The following is a 23,890-nucleotide window of genomic DNA, read 5'->3' as shown; positions in this document are numbered from 1 at the left end:
CACGCTTGCCTACGGTGTCTATCGCGCGAAGGCAGACGAGGATTCCTATGTCATGGCAATTGGCGATGCCGGGATGGCCGCTTCGGTCGGTGAATACGAGTTGCCCGGGTTTCTCGACACGCGACCCGATCGTTATCGCGGCACCGGTGGCAAGAATTTCTGGCCGATGGTGATGAACGACGAGCGCACCAATCTCTATGCGCCGTTCAGGGGGCTGATCTCTCCAGCCAAGGTAATCGAATTGCTACGGTCGGAAAATCCCATCGCGGCAGTTGTGTTCAAGCCAGAAGGCGGGACCACTGTAATCCTTCCCTCTCCTTCGGCCGCGGAGTGATAATGCCCAGGATCAGGCCCTCACCGCCTCCACCACGCTGACCGCCGATGCGGTCGGCACGACGCGGATTACCCTGAAGCCGTTCGGTTCGAGCAGCTGCGAATACTCGCTCGGTGTCCGCTCCTCCCCGCCCGGAACGAGCAGCATCATCATGTCGAGCATCTTGCCCATATGCGGCTCGTCGCCTTCGGGCAGGACCATCTCGACGATCAGCAGCTTCCCGCCAGGGTTCATCGCCTCGCGGACATTGCCGAGGATCCTGGCATTTTCGCTGTCGTCCCAATCATGCACGATATGGCTGAGGAGGTAGGCATCGTGGCCCTTGGGCACGCTCTCGAAGAAATCGCCGCTTTCAATCGTCACCCGGTCCTGCACCCCGAAACTTTCGAGCAGCGGCGGCGCGTCGGCGACCACATGCGGCAGGTCGTAGAGCACACCCCGCACCCCCGGATGGCGCGACAGGACATGGCCGAGCATGTTGCCCGAGGCTCCCCCAACATCGACCAGCGAACCGATCCCGCTGAAATCATAGGCCTCGGCCACCGCCGGCGGTTCGCGCCCGTGGAAACCGACCATGGTCTCGCTGAAGAAGGTCGCCATGCCGGGATTGTGCTGGAGATACTGGAACAGGCCCATTCCGTGGGCCTTCTCGAACCCGGTGTCACCGGTATAAAGCCCGTGATCGAATTCCTTCCACGCCGGCTTCACCATGTCGCCGACCAGCGCGATTACCGCCGAGCGGGCGTTGCCGGGCGAGCCGGTGCGGAGCGCAGCGCCGAGGTCGGTCAGCCGGAATGTGTCCTTTCCGGCGAACTCCAGCAGGCCGAGGCCGGTGAGCGCGCGAAGATAGCGGTAGAGTTCGCGATGGCGCATCCCGTATTCGCTCGCGAGATCGGCGGCGCTGCGGGGCTCATCGGCCGGAAACTTGTCGGCCAGGCTCATTTCGGCCGCCTGCAACAGCAATTCCCCCGCCCAATGGGCAATCGACATTTCCATCAGCCGCGATGCCGCGGCGGCTTCGTCCAGTTTCTCGGCCAAGCGATCCTCTCCCGTTTCGCTCAATTTGTCGGCAAGGCTAACACCGCGCTTGATGGCTGTCATATGGAATTGGCAAGGCGCAAGGGAAGCCCTAGTCAGGCTCGATGGCAGAGGCCGGCAATCGCAAGGATCGAGCAGCCCATACCCGCTTCGCGGCGATCCGCGCCCGGCTCGAGGCCTTCGAGCCCGCCCAAGGTTGGCCAAGCTGGGCTTACGAATTCCTGCTGTTCGGCTTCAAGCAAGGCTGGGCCTGCCTGTTCGGCGGGCTGATGCTGGCACTGCTGCTGGCGACGCATTTGTTCTATCCCGACGATGCGCCGCTCCACCGCTACGATTTCATCACGCTCATGGCGGTGCTGATCCAGCTCGGCATGCTCGCCTTCAGGCTCGAAACGCTCGATGAGGCGAAGGTCATCCTCGCTTTCCATGTCGTCGGGACGGCGATGGAACTGTTCAAGACCAGCGCGGGCTCTTGGATTTATCCCGGCGAGGCAGTGCTGCGGGTCGGCGAAGTGCCGCTGTTCTCGGGCTTCATGTATGCCGCCGTCGGCAGCTATCTCGCGCGCGTCTGGCGGATTTTCGACCTGCGCTTCACCCGCTTTCCCAACCGCTACCTCGCCTGGGCGCTGGGCGTGGCGATCTATGTGAACTTCTTCTCGCACCATTTCCTGCCGGATATCAGGATCGGCCTGTTTGCCGTGATGGCCGTGCTGTTCTGGCGGACCTGGGCCTGCTTTACGCCCTGGCGGACCGAGCGGCGCATGCCGCTCCTGCTCGGCTGGCTGCTGGTTGCGCTGTTCATCTGGTTCGCCGAGAACCTCGGCACCTTTGCCCGCGCCTGGACCTACCCTTCGCAGGACGGCGAATGGACGATGGTATCGCCGATGAAGCTGGGGGCGTGGTACCTCTTGATGTATATTTCCTTCATCCTCGTCCATGCCTTGCATGGCCGGGCAGCGCCGCCTAATTCCGACAGCGATGACTGACCCGATCCAGCGCTTCGCCGGGACCGAGAGCTATATCGCGACCGAGGATCTCAAGGTCGCGGTCAACGCCGCCGTCCTGCTCAGGCGGCCGCTGCTGGTGAAGGGCGAACCCGGCACCGGCAAGACCGTGCTGGCGCTGGAAATCGCCAGGGCGATCGATGCGCCGCTGATCGAATGGAACATCAAATCGACCACCAAGGCGCACCAGGGGCTGTACGAGTACGACGCGGTCGCCCGCCTGCGCGACGGGCAATTGGGCGACGAGCGGGTTCACGACATTTCCAACTACATCAAGCGCGGGAAGTTATGGCAGGCGTTCACCTCCGAACAGCTGCCCGTCCTGCTGATCGACGAGATCGACAAGGCCGATATCGAGTTCCCCAACGACCTGTTGCAGGAGCTCGACCGGATGCAATTCGATGTCTACGAGACCGGCGAACGGATCGAGGCGAAACAGCGCCCGATCGTGGTGATCACTTCGAACAACGAAAAGGAGCTGCCCGACGCCTTCCTGCGCCGCTGCTTCTTCCACTACATCGCCTTCCCCGACCGCGCGACGATGCAGGCGATTATCGATGTCCACTTCCCCGGAATCCAGAAGCGGCTGGTCAAGGAAGCGCTCGAAATCTTCTACGACATTCGCGACGTCCCGGGCCTCAAGAAGAAGCCAAGCACTTCGGAACTGCTCGACTGGCTCAAGCTGCTGCTGAATGAAGACATGCCGTTGGAGGTGCTGCAGGACCGCGATCCGACCAAGGCGATCCCGCCACTTCACGGGGCATTGCTCAAGAACGAGCAGGATGTGATGCTGTTCGAACGGTTGGCCTTCATGAACCGGAGGAACGGATGAAGAGATTGCTGATCGCGCTTGTCGCCCTGATGGGCGCCACGCCCTGCTTCGCTACGGGCGACATTGCCATGGCCCCCGGCGAAGACTGGACCCACGAACGCAGCGGAACGATATTCCCGGGCGAGATCGCGGGCCTCGAACTCTCCCGGATCTTCGATTTCAGCGACGATCAGTACGACGTTGCCGCGATTTATGGCGGGATCGAAGGCGGCGAAGAAGTCACGGTCTATTTCTATCGGGCGGGATTGCCGGATGTCTCGCTCTGGTCAGGGCCGGTCACCCAGATCATGCTGAACCGGCAGGGCTTCGAACCCTTCGACCGGGACCAGGCCGTCATCCGGTTCGTTGCCCCGCAAGGCAGCGAGATCCCTAGCGGTATGCGCATGACCTATGCGACGCGAGGCAGCAGGATCGCCAGCACCGGCGTCGCCTTGATGCAGCGCGGAGACTGGCTGTTCAAGATCCGGGCGAGCTCCTACGACCGTAACGTCGTGGAGCTCGACACACTGGTCGATCGCATAATGAACAGTTTCCCGCCCGCGCAGGACGCACCTGAAACGCCCGCGGCATATCTCGTCGAGGATTGCAGCAATGCACTCGACCTGCCCGATGCGGAGCGTGCGGTCGAGGATAGCGCGAACACGCTCACGGCCATCCTTTCATCGATGGATGTGGTGGCCGGCGAAGGCAGCGTGCTGCCGCAGCTTGCGCGAACAGTCTGGTGCCGCGATCCTTCATCGCCCGCCGATTACACGATCTTCCGCCCTAATGGCCGCAGCGATGCATATGTCATGGCATTTCTCGATGCCGGGGTCGTGCTATCCGTGGGTCACTGGGACGGGCTGCTGGGCGATCTGGCAAGCCGGATAGAAAACAACCCGATCCCGGTGGTCTTTCGAACTTCGACCGAAAATGCCTATTATGCGCTGTTCCTGACGACACCCACGCCGCAACAGGCGATGGCAGCCCTCGATGCAGGGCGAGCGCTCGGTACTTACGATCGCGAACCGAACAGCCGGATCAATATCGTCGCGCCGATGAGCACGGAGGCTCCTCGCTCCACAGAGTAGCCTGGTCCTTACAGCGTGTAGCTGATCTCGTATTCGCCCCAGCGGCGGCCGTTGAAATACATCGGGATGCTGACCAGGCGGACGACCCGGTAATTCCGTCCGTCGCCTTCATAGCGATAGAGCGCGAGCGAATATTCCGCGTCGCACTTCTTCAGCCGGCGGTCGACATTGTTGAAGATGATCCGGCCGTTGCGGCAATACTGTAAATCATGCGTGTAGTTCCCGGTGGGTTCCTGGCTGCGCTCGGTCAGGTGCGTCGGGAGGAAGCCGTTGCGATCGTCGCAGACGGTAGCGACGACCGATGGATGCGATGCTTTCACGCGGTCGAGGATCGGGCGCCAGTTGCGATGCGCCCAGTCGCTGAAGCGATTGCGGAAGCGCTGCGGATTGCTGCCGGGAATCTCGATATAGTTGTCGTCGAACAGGCTCGCTTCATCGAGCTCGCCGGATTCGAGCGCGTCGAGCACCGCGCCTTTGACCTCTTTCGCAGCCTTGAGCGCCAGGGCGATGATCTCGTCATCCTTCGGGCACAGGCCGGCATGGACGATCTGGTCGAACATTACGTTCGAAATCTCTTCCAAAGAGACCATCCGGTCCTGGGCTTCACCTAGCTTGCCCTCGTTCTCCAGCGCCGCCTGGTTGAAACTGTGCAGCACGTCCTGCAGGCAGCCGACATGTTTGCTGATCGTCGCGGTCGCCTTGGTGATCTGCTCGTTCTGGTTGTCGACTTCGCCGACCATCTCGATCACGCCGGTGAGCGTCTCTTCGATTAGTCCGACCGAGCTTCGCGCCTTCTCGCTGAGCTCTTCGCCGTTCTCGATCTGGCCGATCACCTGCTCGGCTTCGCTGCCAAGCGCATCGATCGTCCGCGTGATTTCGTCGGTCGCGGCGCGGGTCTTGTTGGCAAGCGATTTTACTTCGGTCGCAACGACCGCAAAGCCCTTGCCTGCGTCTCCCGCACGCGCCGCCTCGATCGCGGCATTGAGCGAGAGGATATTGGTGGTCTGCGCCAGCTGCTCGATATCCTGCGAGCTCTTGCGCACCTGGTCCATCGCTGCAGCAAAGCCTGTGACATGGCGAGTCAAGGTATCGACCAGGGAGAGCAACTGGCCGATTTGCGCGAGCGACGACCTTATATGCTCGGTGCCCTTGCCGAGGTGCCCGATGGCATTGTTGGACAGGAGCCGCGCCTCCTCGCTTGCTTCGGAAACCTTCGTCTGGTCCTCGTTGAGCGCTTCGATGGTGCCCAGCAGCGCGACGTGCTCGTTGCGCAATTGCTTGGAGGATTCGATCACGGATTGGACCAGGCCCGCTACGTCCGAACAGCCCATCGCAACATCGCTGCAGCTTTGCGAAATGCCTTCGACGGCCTCGCTCCTGGCGATGTCGATCACTTCGTGCTTCATGCGCCCCAATCCCCGATTGTATTTTCGGCAGGCGGGTTAGCATCGGGATGGTTATCAGGCCGTTAACATTTGTCCGCTTTGGCCGGGTTGCTCGAAGTTCAGCTCCTGTCGTCCTCATGGCGGATTTCGCGCGGGACATCGGCGAACATCTTCCTTGCCGCCGGCCGTTCGTTGATTTGCTCTATCCAGCGAAGCAGGCCCGGCGTGTCTTCCTTGTTCACCAGTTCGGGATAGCCAAACTGCATCCCGTTCGCGATCGCGAAATTGCAGATATCGGCCAACGTGTATTGTCCGGGAACGAGCCATTCATTGTCGCGCAGGTGATCGTCGAGCCGCTTCACCGAGACGGCGATCTTGCGCATTTCATCGTCGAGAATGTCCTGCGGGAAGCCTTCGCGGGCCCGGCGCCATTTCACCTGCTGCTCGGGGATCGGGATCGCCTTCACCTTCTCCTCGAACTCCGCATCGCTCAGGTCCTGGGCCATCTTGCCGACATAGCGGTGCCACCCGATGGTCGAGACGCACCAGCAGAAATATTCGTCGACCCATTTGGTCCAGACCCGCATCTGCGCCTTGCCCCACGAGCTTTCAGGCCGCAATTTCACCTCGGTCGGGTATTCGTCTTCCAGATATTCGCAGATGACGGTGCTTTCGGTAATCACATGCTCGCCATCGACCAGCGCCGGGACCTGGCCCCGCGGATTGATTTTCTTGAACCAGTCGGAATGATGTTCGAATTTGGCGGGATTGAGCTGGTGCTGTTCGTATTCGAGGCCTTTCTCGTAAAGCGTGAGCATCGGCTTCATCGAGTTGGCGCCGGGTCCGAAACTGTACAGCTTGAGCATTGTCGGGCATTCCTCTTCTGATGCCTTGGGATTAGACTCGGCTGGCGGCCAAGAGCAAGCGGATAAGGCGACCCAATCGATGTTCTTCAACCTGGTCGAGCAATTGCGGGACGCCGGCATTCCTGCCTCGGCCAAGGAACAGTTGCTGCTGCTGGAAGCGCTCGACAATGAGGTGATCGAGCGCAACCTGGAACAATTCTACTTTCTCTCGCGCTCGATTTTCGTGAAGGACGAGGCACTGCTCGACCGCTTCGACCTTGTCTTCCAAAAGGTCTTTCGCGGGATCGTCCCGGACGACGACGAATCGAATGCCCCACTTCCCGAAGACTGGCTCAAGGCAGTTGCCGAACGCTTCCTCAGCGAGGAGGAAATGGCACGGATCAAATCGCTCGGCTCGTGGGAAGAGATCATGGCGGCGCTGAAGGAGCGCCTCGCCGAGCAACAGGAACGCCACGAAGGCGGCAACAGATGGATCGGGACCGGCGGGACTTCGCCCTTCGGCAATGCCGGTTACAATCCCGAGGGAGTCCGGATCGGCGGCAAGAGCACTTACGGCCGCGCGATCAAGGTGTGGGAGCAACGCCAGTATCGCGATCTCGACAGCAGCCGCGAACTGGGGACGCGCAATATCAAGCTGGCGCTACGCCGGCTGCGAAAATTCGCCCGTGAGAGCGCGGCGCACGAACTCGATCTCGAGGCCACCATCGAGGGCACCGCCCGGCAAGGCTGGCTCGACATCCGCCTGCGGCCGGAGCGGCACAACGCGGTCAAACTGCTGCTGTTCCTCGACGTCGGAGGGTCGATGGATCCGCATATCCGGATCTGCGAGGAGTTGTTCAGCGCCGCGACGAGCGAATTCAAGCACCTCGAATTCTTCTACTTCCACAATTGCCTCTATGAATCCGTGTGGAAGGACAACCGGCGGAAGCGTACCAAGGCGACCGCGACCTGGGATGTGCTGCACAAGTTCGGGAGCGACTACAAGGTGATCTTCGTCGGCGATGCGGCGATGAGTCCCTACGAGATCCTCCAACCCGGCGGGGCGATCGAGCATTTCAACGAGGAACCGGGCGCGCGCTGGCTCGAACGGGTAGCGAGCGCCTATCCGGCGGTGGCGTGGCTCAACCCGGTGCCGGAGCGGTATTGGGACCACTCGAGCTCGACCGGGATCATCCGCCAATTGATCGGCGAGCGCATGTACCCGCTCACCCTCGACGGGATCGACCAGGCGATGCGGTCGCTAAGCCGCAAGCGGGGGCATTAAGACCCCTGCCCGGCAGCGGGAATGTGCTTACCTTACGCGGCCGCGCTGGATCAGGTTGAGCACGCCCAGCAAGATGACTGCGCCAACCACCGCAACCAGCAGGCCGGTGATCGAGAATTCCTGCACCGAGCCGACGATGCCGAACTGGTTCGCGACCAGATTGCCCACCACCGAGCCAACGCAACCGACGACAACGTTCCAGAATATGCCCATCGACGCATCGCGGTTCATCACCTTGCTGGCCAGCCAGCCGGCAATGCCGCCCACGATTATTGCGATAATCCAACCCATAAGTCTCTCCTGCTTTATACGGCCGAAACGGGGCAAAAAGCCCGAGGACATGGTTACATGGAATGGCGAGCAATGTCACACATGCCACGCCCATGCTTCAGTAACGCAGGAATCGGGCGGTCTGTTCCCGCCAATGTGCCTCGTCGCGCGCGGCTTCGACGTCCAGATCACCGGGTGTAGCCGAGCGATCGTCCACCCATTCGCGCAGAAGCGGCCCGCCATTGATCACATCAATCGCAAGCCGAGTGGTCTCGTACTCATAGGGGAAATCGCGCCAGATTTCGTAATTCGGGTGAAGCCGGCGGATCGCCTTCAATGCCAGCGCCTGAAGCCGCCATGGCCGGAATTTCGCGTGGCTGTAGAATGGGCCCTCGGCATGGACCATCAGGGCGTTGCACAGCCGGCCCTGGTGCTTATGGAAGGTCGGTTCGAACCAGCATTCCCGGATCCGGCACCCGTCGAGCCAGTGCGGCGCGAGCCGTTCCATCTCAGCCAGCACCTCTCCGGCCCCCAGATCGGGGGCGCCGAACAGCACTTCGAGCGGGCGGGTCGTCCCCCTCCCCTCGCTCAAAGTCGTCCCTTCGAGCATCACCGAACCGGGATAGACCCGCGCCATGTTGAGCGTCGCGGCGTTTGGGCTGGGGTTGATCCACGCGCGATCGTGCGGCCACCCGAAGCCGGGGCCCGTTTCGGGCTGCCAGCCCTCCAGCTCGATCACGCGGTAATCGACGTCGAGCTTGAAATGATCGACGAACCAGCGGCCCATTTCGCCGAGTGTGAGGCCATGCCGCATCGGCATCGGCCCGGCGCCGACGAAGCTCTCCTCGCCCGGGCGCAAGGTGAGCCCCTCGATGGGGCGGCCGATCGGATTGGGCCGGTCGAGCACCCAGACCGACTTGCCGTGCCTTGCGGCCTCTTCGAGCAAATACAGCAGCGTGGTGACGAAGGTGTAGATCCGGCAGCCAAGGTCCTGCAGGTCGAACAGGAAGACATCGGCCGTGTCCATCATCGCCGCCGTCGGACGGCGAACCTCGCCATAGAGGCTGAAGACCGGGATGCCGTAGACGGGATCGATCTCGTCACCGGTTTCGATCATATTGTCCTGCTTGTCGCCCTTGAGCCCATGCTGCGGGCCGAAGGCGGCAGCCAGGTTCACCCCGTCGCATTCGAACAGCGCATCGAGCGAATGGACCAGGCTCTCGGTCACCGAGGCCGGATGCGCGACCAGCGCGACGCGCTTGCCGTGGAGCGGCTTGCGGAGCCCGGGGTCCGCCAGCAGGCGATCGATGCCGAACTTCATACTGCCGCGGGTGCAGGAAGCGTTGCTGCAAAGCAAGCCGGATGGTGGAAATCGGGCTTGCCTTCGGGATGGGCCAACGCCCAAAAGGACAGCACGCCGCCCTCCTCCTCGATCACGGCGGACAGGCCCAGCCCGCAGGGCACTCCTGGCAGGCCGGAAGCCGGTATCGCCGCATCGAAAATCGCGAAACTCGATCCGATCCGCATGGTGCAATCGGGTTCGCGCGGGAATTCCCGCTCGCGCATGCCCGCGCGGTAGTCGTCGAAATCATAGGCCGCCCAGCGTTCCGACGGCGAGAGATTCAGTTCGACATAGGCCAACCCGCCCTCGGGCATCAGGAACGCCTCGAAACAGGTCGTCTGCCACAGCCCATCCGCCCTGCCCTTGCCCGCGAAGGCCGGGACGACGAGCGTGCCGGCCCCGTCGATCCGCCAGCGCAAGCGCAGCCAGTTTGCATCATGCCCGATGATGCGCGCTTCGATCGATGAAATTCCGGTGGCCGGGTGATCGGGGTGGCAAGCCAAAGGATAGATTTGCAACCTTGTTCCTCCGTGCTAACCGCCCGCGCCTGACAAGAGGGCATCATGAGCGATTACAAGTCCAGCCTGCTGCGCCTGCTCGACGAGCGCGGCTATATCCACCAGCTGACCGATGCCGAGGGCCTTGATGCCCTCGCCAGCAAGCAGGTGGTGCCGGGTTATATCGGCTTCGATGCCACTGCGCCATCGCTCCATGTCGGCAGCCTGGTCCAGATCATGTTGCTGCGCCGACTGCAGCAGGCCGGACACCGGCCGATCGTCGTCATGGGCGGCGGCACCACCAAGATCGGCGATCCTTCGGGCAAGGACGAAAGCCGCAAACTGCTTACGCACGAGGTAATCGAAGACAACATCGCTTCGATCCGCACCGTGTTTGAGCGCCTGCTCCGGTTCGACGACAGCGAGACCGGGGCGGTGATGGTCAATAACGATGACTGGCTTGGTGAACTCGGTTACGTCGACCTGCTGCGCGATGTCGGACCGCATTTCACCATCAACCGGATGCTGACATTCGACTCGGTCAGGTTGCGGCTCGAACGCGAACAGCCGCTGACCTTCCTCGAATTCAACTACATGATCCTCCAGGCCTACGATTTTCGCGAACTGGCATTGCGCAATGGCTGCCGCCTGCAGATGGGCGGCTCCGACCAGTGGGGCAACATCGTCAACGGAATCGAGCTCGCGCGGCGCAAGGACGGGCTGGAACTGTTCGGCGTCACCACCCCGCTGATTACCACCGCCGACGGTTCGAAAATGGGCAAGACTGCCGCCGGAGCCGTCTGGCTCAATGAGGATGCCCTGCCAGCCTGGGACTTCTGGCAATATTGGCGCAACACCGACGACCGCGATGTCGGCCGCTTCCTGCGGCTGTTCACCGATGTCCCGCTCGACGAGGTTGCCCGGCTCGAAGCGCTCGAAGGCAGCGAGATCAACGCCGCCAAGATCGTGCTCGCCAACGAGGTCACGAAACTGGTCCGCGGCGAAGCAGCGGCCAGAGCCGCTGAAGAAACCGCCGCCACGACCTTCGGTTCGGGTGGAATTGGCGAAGACCTGCCCGAGCTTGGCGTGCCCGCCGATGGCATCCGCATCGCCCAGGCCTGCACCGAGATCGGCTTTGCCGCCTCGAACGGCGAAGCGAAGCGCAAGATCGCCGAAGGGGCCGTCCGGCTCGACGACGAGCCGGTTTCGGACCCTGCGCTACTCGTCAAGATCGCCAGCGGCGAGACCCGCAAACTGAGCCTCGGCAAGAAACGCCACGGCGTCTTGCGCGGCTTGTAAACCCCGGATCAAGCTGTTGAGAAAGGCCTAATCGCGCCTTTACGATTTGGCAGAGTTTTCCTGCCAGAAGGTACCTCCACGCATAGTTTAGTGATGGAGGTCGTGGACAGTGGCAGGTGGAGCTCAACTCTCGGTCCCGGAATTGCGCCGTGCTGCGCGGCATCCGGTAGACTTCCCCGTGATTGCGGAACATCGCGATCGCGGAGACATCTCGTTGCATGTCGTCAACATCTCCGCGCATGGCTTCATGGTCGACGATGCTGCCGGGCTCAATCGCGGCGAGCGGGTGATCATCCGTCTGCCGGAAATCGGACGGATCGAAGCCTATGTCATCTGGACCCGCGACGATCGTGCCGGCTTCCAGTTCGAGCGGATCATCCGGCTCGACGATTTCATGCACATGATCGAGTCGCTCCAGCCCAATCCGCGCCTGCGCAACCGCCGCTGACGCCGTTCGATCGGGCGGTATAGCGCCGCTTGGCTTACCAAATCTTCTGATTGCTTGGCTTTGACCGGAGCCGGTGCCATTGGCGCCCGGTGATGAATCCCAGGTCGCCCTTCCGGATAGCAAACTTCAGGGCCTACTGGCTCGGGCGCCTGGCGATGACGCTGGCGCAATATTCCATGCTGCTGATCATCGGCTGGCAGACCTACAATATCGCGCGCGACAGCGGAATGAGCGTGGGGGAAGCCTCGGGCCAGCTGGCCCTGATCGGATTGCTCCAGTTCCTCCCGCTGTTCGTGCTCACCCCCTTTTCGGGGCTTACCGCCGACCGCCTCGACCGGCGCAAGCTTTCGCAGCTGACCACCCTGCTGCAGGCCGCATGCGCAGCGATCCTGGCACTGTTGACGCTGCAGGACGCGATCTCGCTTTACTGGCTGTTCGGCGTGGCGATCCTGTTGGGGATCGCGCGGGCCTTCGCTGGCCCTGCGCTGAGCGCGCTCGCGCCCAACCTCGTGCCAAGGGAAATCCTGCCCAACGCCATCGCCCTGTCCTCGATCGCCTGGCAGGTCGGGATGATCGTCGGGCCGGCGCTGGGCGGCTATCTCTACGTTATCGATTCCGCGCTGCCCTATGGCGTGGCGCTGGGGCTGTTCCTTTTATCCATCGTCTCGCTTGGCTTCATCGGCCCGACTCCCAGGACGGTGGTCGTAGGCGCGCGAAAGCCGGTAAGTCAGATGATCGAGGGCATGCACTATGTCTGGCGCAACAAGATGGTGCTCGGATCGATCACGCTCGACCTGTTCGCCGTATTCCTTGCCGGGGCCACCGCCCTGTTCCCGGTGTTCGCTCGCGACATCCTCGAGGTCGGCGCGACCGGGCTGAGCCAACTCGCCGCCGCACCGGCGGTCGGCGCGGCTGTAACGGCCGCCTATTTCTCGTTTCGGCCGCTCAAGACCAATGTCGGACCGAAAATGCTCTGGGCAGTCGGCATATTCGGGCTGGCGACGATCGTCTTCGGCCTCTCGACATTCATGCCGCTCTCGCTGGCGATGCTGTTCATCGTCGGCTGCGCGGACATGTTCTCGGTCTATATCAGGCAGTCGCTGATCCAGCTGCACACGCCCGACGACAAGCGCGGCCGGGTCTCTTCGGTCTCGCAGATGACCATTTCCGCCTCGAACGAATTCGGCGACTTCTTTTCGGGCTCGCTCGCCTTCGCGATCGGGCCGGTCGCGGCGGTGGTCGTCGGCGGTGTCGGTGCGATCGTGACGGTGCTGGCATGGAGCCGCCTGTTCCCGGTGCTGCGCAAGACACGAACCTTCGACCCGCCCGAGGAATTGGTCTAGTCTTCCCACAAACGACCCCGCTGGAGGATTCGCAATGAAAGCCAACAACGTCCTCGAAACCATTGGCAATACGCCGCATATCCGCCTTTCCCGGCTGTTTCCCGAACACGAAGTCTGGGTAAAGTCGGAGCGCACCAATCCCGGCGGTTCGATCAAGGACCGGATCGCGCTGGCGATGATCGAAGCAGCCGAGAAGTCGGGCGACTTGCGGCCCGGCAGCACGATCATCGAGCCGACCAGCGGCAATACCGGGATCGGGCTGGCGATGGTCGCCGCGGTCAAGGGTTACAAGCTCATCCTCGTGATGCCCGAAAGCATGTCGATCGAACGGCGGCGGCTGATGCTCGCCTATGGTGCGAGCTTCGACCTCACCCCGCGCGAGCTGGGCGTCAAGGGTGCGCTCGAACGGGCGGCCCAGCTGCACGAGCAGACGCCGGACAGCTGGATCCCCCAGCAGTTCGAAAACCCGGCCAATGTCGAAGTTCACGCCAAGACCACCGCACAGGAAATCCTCGCCGACTTCAGCGACACGCCGATCGATGTCCTCATCACCGGGGTTGGGACCGGAGGCCACCTCACGGCCTGTGCCGAGGTGCTCAAGGAGCATTGGAGCGGAATGAAGGCGTTTGCCGTGGAGCCCGAACTCTCGCCGGTGATCTCGGGCGGCCAGCCCGGACCGCACCCGATCCAGGGCATCGGGGCCGGCTTCATTCCCGGCAACCTCCACACCAGGGCGATCGACGGGGCGATCCAGGTCGACGCGGAAGACGCCAAGGAGATGGCGCGCCAATGCGCCACGAAGGAAGGGTTGCTGGTCGGGATTTCATCGGGCGCAACGCTGGCGGCAATTTCGAAGAAGCTGCCCGAACTCGATGCCGGTGCACGGATCCTGGGATTCAATTACGACACCGGCGAACGCTATCTGTCGGTGCCCGAATTCCTGCCCGAATGAGCGCTTTCGAAAAAGTCCCCTACGCCGACGGCGAAACCGCGCTGACCGGGCTGCTGTTTCGCCCGGCCGGCACTCCGCGCGCGGCGATCGCGGTCTATCCGACGATCATGAACACGACCCAGGCGGTCGAAGACAAGGCGCAGGCCCTGGCCAAGGCGGGCTATCTCGCCCTTATCGTCGATTACTATGGCGAGAAGCCCGCGGGCTTTCCCCGCGCGCGCGAACTTGCGGCGGGTATCCGCCAACAGGGCCCTGAAACCTATCGCAAGCGGCTCAAGGCAGGTTTGCGCGCGCTCGCTTCGCTGCCCGAATTCGGACCCGATATGCCGATGGCCGCGATCGGCTTCTGCATGGGTGGAGGTGCGGTGCTGGAACTGGCGCGAGACGGAGCGCCGCTTGCTTGTGTCGTCAGCTTCCACGGGTTGCTCGGGACCGACCTGCCCGCTGCGCCCGGCACGATTTCCGCCCGCATCCTCGTCTGCCATGGCGACGCCGATCCCATGGTCCCCCGCCAGCAAGTCGTCCAGTTCTGGCGGGAAATGACCGAGGCCCGGGCCAACTGGCATTTCCATTCCTATTCGGGGGTCAAACACGGTTTCACCAATCCCTATCCGGTGCAGGGTAACGATGCGGTGGCCTACGATGCCAGCGCGGATCGCCAGAGCTGGGCGGCAATGCATTCGCTGTTCGACGAGGTGTTCGGGTGATTTCGGCCCCTGCAATTGCCTGTCCCCGGCGGATACTCGGCAATTGGCCCTGCATTAATTCATTCTTAGCCGCTGCGCCTTAGACTTCCGGCGTTTTCGGAGGTGCAGGAAATGGGTGCGACAATTCAAAAGCGTAGTCCGAAACGCTCGCGGGTCTTGCTCTCGGCAAGGATCGAGTGCGCAGGCGGCCAGCAGGATGTCCGCATTCGCGACGTATCGCTTGAAGGCGCAATGATCGAATCCTCCAGCCCGCCACCGGTCGGCGAACAGATCGGCCTGTCATGCGGCGACACGCACATGAACGGCAAGGTGGCGTGGGTCGACGCGCCCTGGTTCGGGCTTGAATTCTCCGAACCGTTGCGAGGTTCGGACCTCGCCGATGCCGCAGGAAACACACTCAAGGTTTCGGCACCGAAAGCCTATCGCCACGACCGGCTGCCCGAACTCGACGAAGCGGTCGACGTCGATGCTCGCATCATCCGGTTTCGCCCGGCATCCAAATAGCAGGCAAGGCCTGAAGCACTCCGGCGCCCCGCGATGACCATTCACCAGCATGATTTCCAGCCAACCAGCGGGCAGAAACGCGACCTGAGGTCGCACCGCATCATTCGCGCGGAACTCGTCGACAAATTCGCCCTGGCGCGCGACATCGTGATCTGGAACGTTTCTAAGACCGGTATCGGCGCTTCGACCCGCGGGAAAGTGCCGCAAGAGGGATCGGACGTCACGCTCAACCTGCTCGATTCCCCGCCCATCCATGGCACGGTCCGCTGGGTGGACGGCGATTCCTTCGGGATCGCGCTGGCCGACGAGATCGACCTCGAATTTCTTTCGGAAAAGATCAAGCACAAGCAGGCCGAACGCCGACAGGCCACCGGCTGGGAAGTCGACCGGATACACAAGGTCGCGAACCCGGTTCGGGAAGTTTCGACCTTGCGCAAGATCTAGGCGCGTCGGCGCGCTGGCCGATTACCATTCCTGATTACGCCGCAGTTTCGAACTGCTCCGGCGTCAAGGCCATCATCGCTTCGGCCCCGCCTTCGATCTTGCGCCGCAACGCACCGGCATCGGGGGTGAAGCGCTCGGCAAAATAGCGCGCGGTGACAAGCTTGGCTTCGTAGAATGCCTTGTCGTCCGATCCCGCCGCCAGTTTCGCCTGCGCGACTCTCGCCATGCGCAGCCACATCAACCCGAAGGTCACGATCCCCATGATATGCATGTAGTGGTGCGCGCCGGCCGCGAGCTGGTTGGGGTCCTGCATTGCGTTCTGCATGAACCACATAGTCGCGGCCTTCTGTTCATTGAGCGCCTTTTCGAGCCGCTCGGCGATCGGGCCGAGCACTTCGTCGCCCTTGGCGGCGGCGACTTCCTCCTCGACCAGCTTGAAGAAGGCCTGGATCGCCTTGCCGCCCTTGGCCGGGAGCTTGCGCCCGCACAGATCCATTGCCTGGATCCCGTTGGTGCCTTCGTAGATCATCGCGATCCTTGAATCCCGGACGAACTGCTCGACCCCGGTTTCCCAGATATAGCCGTGGCCTCCGAACACCTGCTGCATATTGTTGGCGACTTCATAGCCCTTGTCGGTGCCGTAGCCCTTGATCACCGGCGTCAGCAGGCTGATGAGATCGTCCGCCGCTTCCCGGTCTTCCGCGCTTGGCGATTTGTGCGCGAGATCGACTTGCAGCGCGCCCCACAGGACCAGCGCGCGCATCCCTTCGTTGAAAGCCTTGGCATCCATCAGCATCCGCCGGACATCGGGATGGACGATGATCGGATCGGCGCGCGCTGCGGGATCGGGCCGGTCCTTGAGCGCCTTGCCCTGCCGCCGGTCCTGCGCATATTGCACGGCGTTCTGGTAGGCCACCTCGGCCTGGCCGAGGCCCTGCACGCCAACGCCGAGCCGCGCTGCATTCATCATGATGAACATCGCCGCGAGACCCTTGTTTTCCTCGCCGACGATCCAGCCCCTGGCGCCGTCGTAATTCATTACGCAGGTCGAATTGCCGTGGATGCCCATCTTGTGTTCGATCGAACCGCAGGAGACGCTGTTGCGCTCTCCCAGCGAACCATCCTCGTTGACGAGGAATTTGGGCACGATGAAAAGCGAAATGCCCTTGGACGAATCCGGCGCGCCGGGCGTCTTGGCGAGCACAAGATGGATGATGTTCTCGGCCAGGTCGTGCTCGCCGGCCGAGATGAAGATCTTGGTCCCGCTGATCGCATAGGTGCCGTCGCCTTGCGGCTCGGCCTTGGTCCGGATCATGCCGAGATCGGTCCCGCAATGCGGCTCTGTCAGGTTCATCGTGCCGAGCCATTTGCCGGAAACCATGTTGGGCACATATTTCTGCTTGAGCTCGTCGGATGCGGTGGCGAGGATTGCCGACACGGCCCCGTTGGTCAGCCCGGGATACATGGCGAAGGCGTGGTTCGCGGTGCAAAGATACTCTTCGAGGACAAATCCCAGCACATGCGGCAGGCCCTGCCCGCCATATTCGGCCGGAAGCGAGAGCGTGCCCCAGCCGGCCTCGCAATATTGCGCATAGGCCTCCTTGAAGCCGTCCGGCGTTGTCACGCTGCCGTCGTCGTGACGGGTGCAGCCCTGCTTGTCGCCGACCTGGTTCAGCGGCTGGAGAACCTCGGCAGCGAATTTGCCGGCCTCCTCGACTATCGCATCGACCATGTCGGGGGTAGCCGCTTCGAAGCCCGGCAGATTGCCGTAGCTTTCGAGTTCGAGCAGCTCGTTGATGACAAAGCGCGTGTCGCGGGTCGGGGCCTTGTAAATCGGCATAGGGGTCTCTCCAGAGGGGCTATCTAGCCAGTTCGAGATGTTCGAGAATATTGACGAAGTCGCTCAGTTCGCGGATCGAACTTTCGATGTCGGCTTTCTGCTGCTTCAGCTTGGAAATCTTTTCCTTGCAGCGCTGCATCGTCACTCGCCGCTGTTCGGCGCGTCCGTCGTCGAGGTCGTAGAGATCGATCATCTCGCGGATTTCCGCGAGGCTGAAGCCGACATTCTTGGCCCGCATGATCCATGCAAGCCGGGCGCGATCGCGCTTGGAATAGATGCGCGTGAGGCCCTGCCGCGTTGGCGCGATCAGGCCCTCGTCTTCGTAGAACCGCAAGGCGCGCGCGGTGCAGCCGAATTCCCGGGTGAGATCTGAAATCGAATAGGTCTCGCGTTCCTCCTCGTCGGGTCGCTCCAGATGCGCTCCCGAATGGGAGTCATTCGCAGATCCGTTCATCGCTGCAGTGGCCATGCCGGCAATCTAGTTGACCTTTACGTAAAGGTCAACTCAGGCAGGAACAAGCAGGTCCCCATCCAGCCTGCGATAGAAACAGCTTGCCGCGCCGGTGTGGCAGGCCGGACCGGAAGGGCGGGCTCTCACAACGATCGCATCCTGGTCGCAATCGACCAGCAGTTCGACGACCTCGAGGACGTTCCCCGATGTCTCGCCTTTCATCCACAGTCGCCCACGGCTGCGCGAGTAGAAATGGGCCCGGCCGGTCTCGCGGGTCCGGGCAAGCGCCTCCCGGTCCATGAACGCCACCATCAACACCTGGTTGGTGTCGGCATCGGTCACCACTGCGGCGAGCAGGCCATTGGTGTCGAATTTCGGGACGAATGCCGTTCCCTGCTCGATATTGGCCGCGTCTTCAGAGTCTTCAGAAATGATCCCGGTCCTTTCACGTCCGATTTATGGTGCCTGGCGTCATGAAGTCTTGTTGCAGGATAACCACAGATAGCCGCCAAAATCCATGGATTCCCGCGACCCCCCTTCCGCCAGCGCCCATTCGATGGAATTACTCCACTCGCGGTGCATGTCACCGCCCACCAATACCGGGTCAGCTGCAAACAGCGCCAAGGAATAGGGGGTCTCGGCATGGCTTTCGACGAGGGCCTGTCGTTTGAAATGAGGGAATTAGGTCGTGGCAATACGGGGGTAACGCCACAATCGCTTCGAGCGACGGCCTAAGCAGAATCGTCACGTGAGCGCCCGAGGAATTCCTCGGGCGCTTTTGCGTTCCGCCCCGCGTGATCGAGCGCTTCGTCTAGCACCCGGGCAAAACAGGCGATCCTGACTCGTCTGGCACCGGCACGCTTCAACTGGGCGACACAGGCGTCGCTGGTGGCACCGCTGGTCAGGACGTCGTCCACCAGCAGGACCTGTTTGCCCTCCAGCAAGGCCCGCCGCGCTGGATTGACCGCGATCGCGCCCTGGATCGCCCGCGCCCGCGCCTTGCGTCCTAGACCGCCGAGCACCGGCGTCGGCTTGCGGCGGACCAGGCCGTCGACCAGCAAGTCCAGTTCCTTGAGCTTCGCCAATTCGCCGGCCAACAGCACCGCCTGGTTGAACCCGCGTCGCCACAGCCGCCAGCGATGCAAGGGGACCGGGACCACCAGCCACTCGCCCTCGAGGCTTGCCAGGCGGGCAGCAATAAGCCGTGCCAGCATCGGGGCGAGCGCGATCCTCCTTCCGTGCTTGAAGGCCAGCACCAGTCTGCGCGAGGTGTCGTTGTAGAGCGTCGCGGCGGCGATCCCGTCATGCTTCGGCGGCGCCGCGAGGCACGGCCCGCAAACGCTCCCCAGCTGCACACCGGCGCCGAACGGCCGCTGGCAGCGCGTGCAGGCCGGCTCGCCAGGAATTGCCAGCTCCGCCCAGCATGACGCGCACAGACCGGTCTGGGCGGCGATCGCCCCGCCGCAGACGGGACAGCGCGGCGGAAAGACGAAATCGACCAGCGGTGCGAACGAAGCGGACAGGGTCTGGACGAATGCCACCGCGCCATGCTGCCTTGCTTGCATGGACGAGGCAAGCCGTGCAGTTGGGCGCGATGTCCGGTTCCACCCCCCCGACGATCTTTTCGCCTGCGCGAAGAGCAGCGAGACGAGCACGAATGCTGGCGTTGCAAACGCGCTCCGATGCTCCCCGCTATATTTTGGATGACATGGTCGAGGACGTACTTGAACGGATCGGTTTCCTCAATCATGAGCCCCGGCGATCGCTGATCATCGGCGACTGGACCGGCTCGCTTGCCCGGCAATTGCAGGGCGATATCACCACTGCGCCTCCCGGACTCGACGAAGCGGCTCCCTACCCGTTCGGCGGTTTCGATTCCATCGCCAGTCTCGGCACGCTCGATACGGTCAACGACCTGCCCGGCGCGCTGATCCATCTGTGCAATGCGCTCGCACCCGGCGGGTTGATGATCGCAAGCTTCCTAGGCGCGGGCAGCCTGCCGGTGCTGCGTCAATGCATGCTTGCCGCGGATGGAGACCGTCCGGCAGCGCGCATGCACCCGATGGTCGATGTGCGCACCGGCGGGCAATTGCTCCAGCGCTGCGGCTTTGCCAATCCGGTGGTCGATAGCCGGGGGATCGACGTCAGTTTTCCGTCCCTTCTGGCATTGGTGCACGACCTGCGTGCCCAAGGTCTGGGCAATGTCCTTGCCGATCCCGGACCGCTACTCACCAAATCCGCCCTCGCCCGCGCCGAGGCCAAGTTCGCCGAGCTCGCCGACGCGGATGGCCGGGTGACCGAGCATTTCGAGATCCTGACGCTGAGCGGCTGGCGGGCGTGAATTCACGCGCAGGCGGGAATCTCGGGCCCCATGCAAAGCGCAAGTGGCACGAGGTCCCTGCCTTCGTAGGGACTCACGCCTTCAACGCCGCCTGCGCCGCGGCCAGCCGCGCGATCGGCACGCGATAAGGCGAGGCGCTGACGTAGTCGAGGCCCACTTCCTCGCAGAAGCGGATGCTCGCCGGGTCGCCGCCATGCTCGCCGCAAATGCCGAGCTTGATGTCCGGCCGCGTCGCCCGGCCCCGCTCGGCCGCGAGCGAAACCAGCTGCCCGACCCCATCGATGTCGAGGCTCACGAACGGATCGCGCGCAAAGATTCCCTTGTCGACATAGGCCGGCAGGAAACGCCCCGAATCATCGCGACTGAGGCCGAGCGTGGTCTGGGTCAGATCGTTGGTCCCGAAGCTGAAGAACGCCGCGGTTTCGGCGATCTCGCCCGCCATCAGCGCCGCGCGCGGGAGCTCGATCATCGTCCCGACGATATAATCGAGCACCGTGCCCTTCTCAGCGAAGACCTCGCCCGCCACGCGGTCAATCACATCCTTCAGGATATCGAGTTCGCGCCTGGTCGCGACCAGCGGCACCATCACTTCGGGTACGATCGCCTCACCGTGTCCGGCCGCGACTTCGCAGGCGGCCTCGAAGATCGCCCGCGCCTGCATCTCGTAGATTTCGGGGAAGGTGATCCCCAGGCGGCACCCGCGATGGCCGAGCATCGGGTTGAATTCCTGCAGCTCCTCGGCCCGGCGCTTCAGATGGTCGAGCCCGAAGCCGGTCGCGCCGCTGAGTTCGACGAAATCCTCTTCCGTATGCGGCAGGAATTCGTGCAGCGGAGGGTCGAGCAGGCGGATCGTCACCGGCAGACCGCGCATCACTTCGAAGATCGCGATGAAATCCTTGCGCTGTTCGGGCAGCAGCTTGTCGAGCGCCTGCTTCCGGCCCTTGGTGTCGTCGGCCATGATCATGTGGCGTACGGCGGTGATCCGCTCGTCGTCGAAGAACATATGCTCAGTCCGGCACAGCCCGATGCCTTCGGCACCGAATTGGCGCGCCATCCGGCAATCGGCGGGTGTTTCGGCATTGGTGCGGACCTTCATCCGCCGATGCCGGTCGGCCCATTCCATCAGCGTGGCGAAATCGCCCGCCAGCTCGGGTTCGATGGTTGGCACTTCGCCGGCCATCACCTGGCCGGTCGATCCATCGAGCGTGATTATGTCGCCTTCCTTGAGCGCGCGCCCACCAATCCTGAGCGAGCGGGACGCCATGTCGATTTGCACCGCCGACGCACCCGATACGCAGGGCCGCCCCATCCCGCGCGCGACCACCGCCGCGTGGCTGGTCATCCCGCCGCGCGCGGTGAGGATGCCCTTGGCCGCGTGCATGCCGTGGATGTCTTCCGGGCTGGTTTCGACCCGCACCAGGATCACGCTTTCGCCGCGGGCCGCGCGGGTCTCGGCGGTTTCGGCATCGAGCACGATCGCGCCCGAGGCCGCGCCGGGCGAAGCCGGCAGCGCGCTGGTTATCACGTCGCGGACAGCAGCGGGGTCGAGTGTCGGGTGGAGCAATTGGTCGAGCGCCATCGGATCGACCCGCATGATCGCGGTGGTCTCGTCGATGAGGCCTTCGCCGACCATGTCGACCGCGAGCTTGAGCGCGGCCTTGGCGGTGCGCTTGCCGCTGCGGGTCTGTAGCATCCACAACTTGCCGCGTTCGACGGTGAATTCGATGTCCTGCATGTCCTTGTAGTGCCGCTCGAGCAGCTCGAACACGCGGGCGAGCTCGGCATAGGGCTCGGGCATCGCCTCTTCCATGCTGGGAGCCTTGGCTCCGGCGCGCTCGCGCGCGGCCTTGGTGAGATATTGCGGGGTTCGAATCCCGGCGACGACATCCTCGCCCTGGGCATTGACCAGCCATTCGCCGTAATAGGCCTTCTCGCCGGTCGCCGGATCGCGCGTGAAGGCGACCCCGGTGGCGGAAGTGTCGCCCATATTGCCGAACACCATCGCCTGGACATTGACCGCTGTGCCCCAATCGCCCGGAATGTCGTTCAGCCGGCGATAGACCCTGGCGCGGTCCGAATCCCAGCTATCGAACACCGCGGCAATCGCGCCCCACAGCTGTTCGCTGACATCCTGCGGGAACGGCTTGACCATCTCCTGCTCGACGATCGCCTCGTATTCCGCGACCAGGCGCTTCCAGTCCTCGGCGTCCATTTCGGTATCGGCGTAGAAGCCGTTGTCTTCCTTGGCGATTTCGAGCGCTTCCTCGAACAGCCCATGATCGAGCCCGAGCACGACATCGGAATACATGTGGATAAAGCGGCGGTAGCTGTCCCATGCAAAGCGCTCGTCGCCCGAGGTTTCGGCAAGGCCCTTCACCGTCTCGTCGTTGAGCCCGAGATTGAGCACCGTGTCCATCATGCCGGGCATCGAAACCCGCGCGCCCGAGCGGACCGAGACCAGCAGCGGGTCTGTGGGATCGCCGAATTTCTTGCCAACAGCGGCTTCGATATGAGAGAGCGCCCTGGCGACTTCTGCGCGCAATTCGACGCTGAAGTCGCTGCCTCCGGCGAGGTATTTCACGCATTCCTCGGTCGTGATCGTGAAGCCGGGCGGGACCGGGAGGCCGATTGCGGCCATCTCGGCGAGGTTTGCCCCCTTGCCGCCGACGATGGTCTTGTCGCGCGAGCGGGGATCGGCGGAAGCGGCGTCACCGCCGAAGCTGTAGACCGATGCCACCATTCGAAATCCTTTTGAGGGTGACACAAGTGACAGGTGTAACCCTTGCCGTCACCCCAGGCAAAGCCTTGTTTATCCTGAGGAAACCGATGCCGGAGTGACACAGGCACGGTCCTGGGAAAATAGAATATTCCTACCCTTCGATTTTCGAAAAGTCCGCCACTTTGTGCACTGCAGCACGAAACCGCGCAAGCAGGTCGAGGCGGCTGGCGCGCTTTTCCTTGTCCTCGTCATTCACCGTAACCTCGTCGAAGAAAGCGTCGATCGGTGCGCGCAGCAGTGCCAGGGCCGACATTGCGCGTTCGAAATCCTCGGCTTCGACAGCTTTGTCAGCCTTGGGCCCGGCGGCATCGAGCGCATCGATCAGCGCCTTCTCGACCTTTTCCGGCGTGTAGGACAGTGCTTTTCCACCAGCTTCGTCATTCCCGCGAAGGCGGGAATCCAGTCCGACCTCAGTACCCCCCCCCTGGACCCCCGCCTGCGCGGGGGTGACGGGGTGGTTTTCCTTCTTGAGGATATTGGCGGCGCGCTTGTAGGCGATGTGAAGGTTTTCGCCGTCGTCGGTTTCGATGAATTTCTGGAGCGCCTTCACCCGCGCGAGCAGGCGGACAAGATCGTCTTCGCCGCCCAGCGCGAACACGGCGTCGATCAGATCGTGGCGAACCCCGGCCTCGCGCTGCTGGACTTTGAGGCGCTCGGCGAAGAACGCCGCCAATTTCTTTTCAATGTCATTGTTCCAAACTTCTAAGAACTCCGAGAAATGGTCGAGCACGCGCGACAAGAGCGCGTCTTCAATACGGAGCCGAAGATTGTTCTGCAGAATGATTGCAATGACGCCCAACGCGGCTCGACGAAGTGCGAATGGGTCGCGTGAACCAGTCGGGGCTTCATCGATCAGGAAAAAGCTCAAGAGCGTATCCAG

25 protein-coding genes are annotated in these 23,890 nt (G+C 62.8%); 13 read left to right on the top strand and 12 right to left on the bottom strand.

Translation table 11 applies throughout. The features are described 5' to 3' along the window. A partial coding sequence (locus AC16XC_RS03940) for a hypothetical protein (RefSeq protein WP_484033336.1) occupies positions 1–334 on the top strand: 334 nt, incomplete at its 5' end. A 12-nt stretch (positions 335–346) separates the two neighbouring features. Here AC16XC_RS03940 and AC16XC_RS03935 read toward each other — a convergent pair. Next, positions 347–1,435 (bottom strand): methyltransferase, encoded by a 1,089-nt coding sequence (locus AC16XC_RS03935; protein WP_484033335.1) that lies wholly within the window; start codon positions 1,433–1,435, stop codon positions 347–349. 41 nt (positions 1,436–1,476) lie between these two features. On the opposite strand from AC16XC_RS03935, the gene AC16XC_RS03930 reads away from it, so the two are divergent. From AC16XC_RS03930 to AC16XC_RS03920, 3 genes are read left to right on the top strand one after another with little or no spacing between them, the layout of a single operon-like run. Continuing rightward, complete coding sequence (locus AC16XC_RS03930) at positions 1,477–2,358, top strand: DUF817 domain-containing protein (protein WP_484033334.1); 882 nt, start codon at positions 1,477–1,479, stop codon at positions 2,356–2,358. Beyond that, the gene (locus AC16XC_RS03925) at positions 2,351–3,208 is read left to right on the top strand and encodes an AAA family ATPase (RefSeq protein WP_484033333.1); all 858 of its coding nucleotides are present in this window, start codon (positions 2,351–2,353) and stop codon (positions 3,206–3,208) included. The genes AC16XC_RS03930 and AC16XC_RS03925 overlap by 8 nt, the downstream gene beginning before the upstream one ends. After that, positions 3,205–4,278 carry a hypothetical protein gene (locus AC16XC_RS03920; RefSeq protein ID WP_484033332.1) on the top strand — a complete coding sequence of 358 codons (1,074 nt, stop codon included), beginning with the start codon at positions 3,205–3,207 and terminating at the stop codon, positions 4,276–4,278. The genes AC16XC_RS03925 and AC16XC_RS03920 overlap by 4 nt, the downstream gene beginning before the upstream one ends. A gap of 8 nt (positions 4,279–4,286) precedes the next feature. Here the strand turns inward: AC16XC_RS03920 and AC16XC_RS03915 are convergent, their stop codons facing one another. Together AC16XC_RS03915 and AC16XC_RS03910 are read right to left on the bottom strand one after the other, a co-directional pair. Next, the gene (locus tag AC16XC_RS03915; protein ID WP_484033331.1) at positions 4,287–5,684 is read right to left on the bottom strand and encodes a methyl-accepting chemotaxis protein; all 1,398 of its coding nucleotides are present in this window, start codon (positions 5,682–5,684) and stop codon (positions 4,287–4,289) included. A gap of 98 nt (positions 5,685–5,782) precedes the next feature. Next, on the bottom strand, positions 5,783–6,529 hold the full coding sequence (locus AC16XC_RS03910; RefSeq protein ID WP_484033330.1) for a glutathione S-transferase family protein: 747 nt from the start codon (positions 6,527–6,529) through the stop codon (positions 5,783–5,785). A 79-nt stretch (positions 6,530–6,608) separates the two neighbouring features. Between AC16XC_RS03910 and AC16XC_RS03905 the strand changes: the two genes are divergently transcribed. Further along, positions 6,609–7,793, top strand: coding sequence for a vWA domain-containing protein (locus AC16XC_RS03905; protein WP_484033329.1), 1,185 nt, complete (start codon positions 6,609–6,611; stop codon positions 7,791–7,793). Positions 7,794–7,820: 27 nt separating this feature from the next. On the opposite strand, the gene AC16XC_RS03900 is transcribed toward AC16XC_RS03905, so the two are convergent. From AC16XC_RS03900 to AC16XC_RS03890, 3 genes are all read right to left on the bottom strand, one after another. Beyond that, entirely contained in the window at positions 7,821–8,084 is a 264-nt protein-coding gene (locus AC16XC_RS03900; protein ID WP_484033328.1) for a GlsB/YeaQ/YmgE family stress response membrane protein, read from the bottom strand. Between the two features lie 97 nt (positions 8,085–8,181). Then, on the bottom strand, positions 8,182–9,384 hold the full coding sequence (locus AC16XC_RS03895) for an exo-beta-N-acetylmuramidase NamZ family protein (protein ID WP_484033327.1): 1,203 nt from the start codon (positions 9,382–9,384) through the stop codon (positions 8,182–8,184). Next, positions 9,381–9,917, bottom strand: a complete 537-nt coding sequence (locus AC16XC_RS03890; protein WP_484033338.1) for a DOMON-like domain-containing protein — start codon at positions 9,915–9,917, stop codon at positions 9,381–9,383. Before AC16XC_RS03890 ends, AC16XC_RS03895 begins: the two co-directional genes overlap by 4 nt. Before the next feature lie 51 nt (positions 9,918–9,968). Between AC16XC_RS03890 and tyrS the strand changes: the two genes are divergently transcribed. The 7 genes from tyrS to AC16XC_RS03855 all read left to right on the top strand — a co-directional run bounded on the left by tyrS (position 9,969) and on the right by AC16XC_RS03855 (position 15,599). Next, entirely contained in the window at positions 9,969–11,201 is a 1,233-nt protein-coding gene (tyrS, locus tag AC16XC_RS03885; RefSeq protein ID WP_484033326.1) for a tyrosine--tRNA ligase, read from the top strand. Between the two features lie 109 nt (positions 11,202–11,310). Then, positions 11,311–11,649, top strand: coding sequence for a PilZ domain-containing protein (locus AC16XC_RS03880; protein ID WP_484033325.1), 339 nt, complete (start codon positions 11,311–11,313; stop codon positions 11,647–11,649). Between the two features lie 92 nt (positions 11,650–11,741). Next, positions 11,742–12,992, top strand: a complete 1,251-nt coding sequence (locus AC16XC_RS03875) for an MFS transporter (RefSeq protein ID WP_484033324.1) — start codon at positions 11,742–11,744, stop codon at positions 12,990–12,992. Between the two features lie 34 nt (positions 12,993–13,026). After that, on the top strand, positions 13,027–13,944 hold the full coding sequence (cysK, locus tag AC16XC_RS03870) for a cysteine synthase A (RefSeq protein WP_484033323.1): 918 nt from the start codon (positions 13,027–13,029) through the stop codon (positions 13,942–13,944). After that, positions 13,941–14,651 (top strand): dienelactone hydrolase family protein, encoded by a 711-nt coding sequence (locus AC16XC_RS03865; protein ID WP_484033322.1) that lies wholly within the window; start codon positions 13,941–13,943, stop codon positions 14,649–14,651. Before cysK ends, AC16XC_RS03865 begins: the two co-directional genes overlap by 4 nt. A gap of 111 nt (positions 14,652–14,762) precedes the next feature. Beyond that, positions 14,763–15,155: a PilZ domain-containing protein gene (locus AC16XC_RS03860; protein WP_484033321.1), complete on the top strand. Its 393-nt coding sequence runs from the start codon at positions 14,763–14,765 to the stop codon at positions 15,153–15,155. Positions 15,156–15,188: 33 nt separating this feature from the next. Next, positions 15,189–15,599, top strand: coding sequence for a hypothetical protein (locus AC16XC_RS03855; protein ID WP_484033320.1), 411 nt, complete (start codon positions 15,189–15,191; stop codon positions 15,597–15,599). A gap of 34 nt (positions 15,600–15,633) precedes the next feature. Here AC16XC_RS03855 and AC16XC_RS03850 read toward each other — a convergent pair whose 3' ends face one another. From AC16XC_RS03850 to AC16XC_RS03835, 4 genes are all read right to left on the bottom strand, one after another. Continuing rightward, a complete protein-coding gene (locus tag AC16XC_RS03850; protein ID WP_484033319.1) occupies positions 15,634–17,439 on the bottom strand; it encodes an acyl-CoA dehydrogenase C-terminal domain-containing protein in 1,806 nt (601 codons plus the stop codon). 19 nt (positions 17,440–17,458) lie between these two features. After that, positions 17,459–17,893, bottom strand: a complete 435-nt coding sequence (locus AC16XC_RS03845) for a MerR family transcriptional regulator (protein ID WP_484033318.1) — start codon at positions 17,891–17,893, stop codon at positions 17,459–17,461. Between the two features lie 51 nt (positions 17,894–17,944). After that, the gene (gene hisI / locus AC16XC_RS03840) at positions 17,945–18,322 is read right to left on the bottom strand and encodes a phosphoribosyl-AMP cyclohydrolase (RefSeq protein ID WP_484033337.1); all 378 of its coding nucleotides are present in this window, start codon (positions 18,320–18,322) and stop codon (positions 17,945–17,947) included. 299 nt (positions 18,323–18,621) lie between these two features. Then, complete coding sequence (locus tag AC16XC_RS03835; RefSeq protein ID WP_484033317.1) at positions 18,622–19,455, bottom strand: ComF family protein; 834 nt, start codon at positions 19,453–19,455, stop codon at positions 18,622–18,624. A gap of 29 nt (positions 19,456–19,484) precedes the next feature. On the opposite strand from AC16XC_RS03835, the gene AC16XC_RS03830 reads away from it, so the two are divergent. After that, positions 19,485–20,231: a methyltransferase gene (locus tag AC16XC_RS03830; protein WP_484033316.1), complete on the top strand. Its 747-nt coding sequence runs from the start codon at positions 19,485–19,487 to the stop codon at positions 20,229–20,231. A 73-nt stretch (positions 20,232–20,304) separates the two neighbouring features. On the opposite strand, the gene ppdK is transcribed toward AC16XC_RS03830, so the two are convergent. Next, positions 20,305–22,971, bottom strand: a complete 2,667-nt coding sequence (ppdK, locus tag AC16XC_RS03825) for a pyruvate, phosphate dikinase (protein ID WP_484033315.1) — start codon at positions 22,969–22,971, stop codon at positions 20,305–20,307. Between the two features lie 130 nt (positions 22,972–23,101). After that, positions 23,102–23,890, bottom strand: a 789-nt coding sequence (locus AC16XC_RS03820) for a glycine--tRNA ligase subunit beta (protein WP_484033314.1), incomplete at its 5' end; no start/stop codon positions are given.

Source organism: Candidatus Andeanibacterium sp., from assembly GCF_057143545.1.
Note: the sequence above shows the minus strand (reverse complement) of the source record. Positions and strands in the feature narration are given on the sequence as shown.

Bases quoted from the DNA above. Each gene is read 5' to 3' on its own strand.
- AC16XC_RS03935 (WP_484033335.1), bottom strand. From the start codon at position 1,435: ATGACAGCCATCAAGCGCGGTGTTAGCCTTGCCGACAAATTGAGCGAA.
- AC16XC_RS03930 (WP_484033334.1), top strand. From the start codon at position 1,477: ATGGCAGAGGCCGGCAATCGCAAGGATCGAGCAGCCCATACCCGCTTC.
- AC16XC_RS03925 (WP_484033333.1), top strand. From the start codon at position 2,351: ATGACTGACCCGATCCAGCGCTTCGCCGGGACCGAGAGCTATATCGCG.
- AC16XC_RS03920 (WP_484033332.1), top strand. From the start codon at position 3,205: ATGAAGAGATTGCTGATCGCGCTTGTCGCCCTGATGGGCGCCACGCCC.
- AC16XC_RS03915 (WP_484033331.1), bottom strand. From the start codon at position 5,684: ATGAAGCACGAAGTGATCGACATCGCCAGGAGCGAGGCCGTCGAAGGC.
- AC16XC_RS03910 (WP_484033330.1), bottom strand. From the start codon at position 6,529: ATGCTCAAGCTGTACAGTTTCGGACCCGGCGCCAACTCGATGAAGCCG.
- AC16XC_RS03905 (WP_484033329.1), top strand. From the start codon at position 6,609: ATGTTCTTCAACCTGGTCGAGCAATTGCGGGACGCCGGCATTCCTGCC.
- AC16XC_RS03900 (WP_484033328.1), bottom strand. From the start codon at position 8,084: ATGGGTTGGATTATCGCAATAATCGTGGGCGGCATTGCCGGCTGGCTG.
- AC16XC_RS03895 (WP_484033327.1), bottom strand. From the start codon at position 9,384: ATGAAGTTCGGCATCGATCGCCTGCTGGCGGACCCCGGGCTCCGCAAG.
- tyrS (WP_484033326.1), top strand. From the start codon at position 9,969: ATGAGCGATTACAAGTCCAGCCTGCTGCGCCTGCTCGACGAGCGCGGC.
- AC16XC_RS03875 (WP_484033324.1), top strand. From the start codon at position 11,742: ATGAATCCCAGGTCGCCCTTCCGGATAGCAAACTTCAGGGCCTACTGG.
- cysK (WP_484033323.1), top strand. From the start codon at position 13,027: ATGAAAGCCAACAACGTCCTCGAAACCATTGGCAATACGCCGCATATC.
- AC16XC_RS03865 (WP_484033322.1), top strand. From the start codon at position 13,941: ATGAGCGCTTTCGAAAAAGTCCCCTACGCCGACGGCGAAACCGCGCTG.
- AC16XC_RS03860 (WP_484033321.1), top strand. From the start codon at position 14,763: ATGGGTGCGACAATTCAAAAGCGTAGTCCGAAACGCTCGCGGGTCTTG.
- AC16XC_RS03855 (WP_484033320.1), top strand. From the start codon at position 15,189: ATGACCATTCACCAGCATGATTTCCAGCCAACCAGCGGGCAGAAACGC.
- AC16XC_RS03850 (WP_484033319.1), bottom strand. From the start codon at position 17,439: ATGCCGATTTACAAGGCCCCGACCCGCGACACGCGCTTTGTCATCAAC.
- AC16XC_RS03845 (WP_484033318.1), bottom strand. From the start codon at position 17,893: ATGAACGGATCTGCGAATGACTCCCATTCGGGAGCGCATCTGGAGCGA.
- AC16XC_RS03835 (WP_484033317.1), bottom strand. From the start codon at position 19,455: ATGCAAGCAAGGCAGCATGGCGCGGTGGCATTCGTCCAGACCCTGTCC.
- AC16XC_RS03830 (WP_484033316.1), top strand. From the start codon at position 19,485: ATGTCCGGTTCCACCCCCCCGACGATCTTTTCGCCTGCGCGAAGAGCA.
- ppdK (WP_484033315.1), bottom strand. From the start codon at position 22,971: ATGGTGGCATCGGTCTACAGCTTCGGCGGTGACGCCGCTTCCGCCGAT.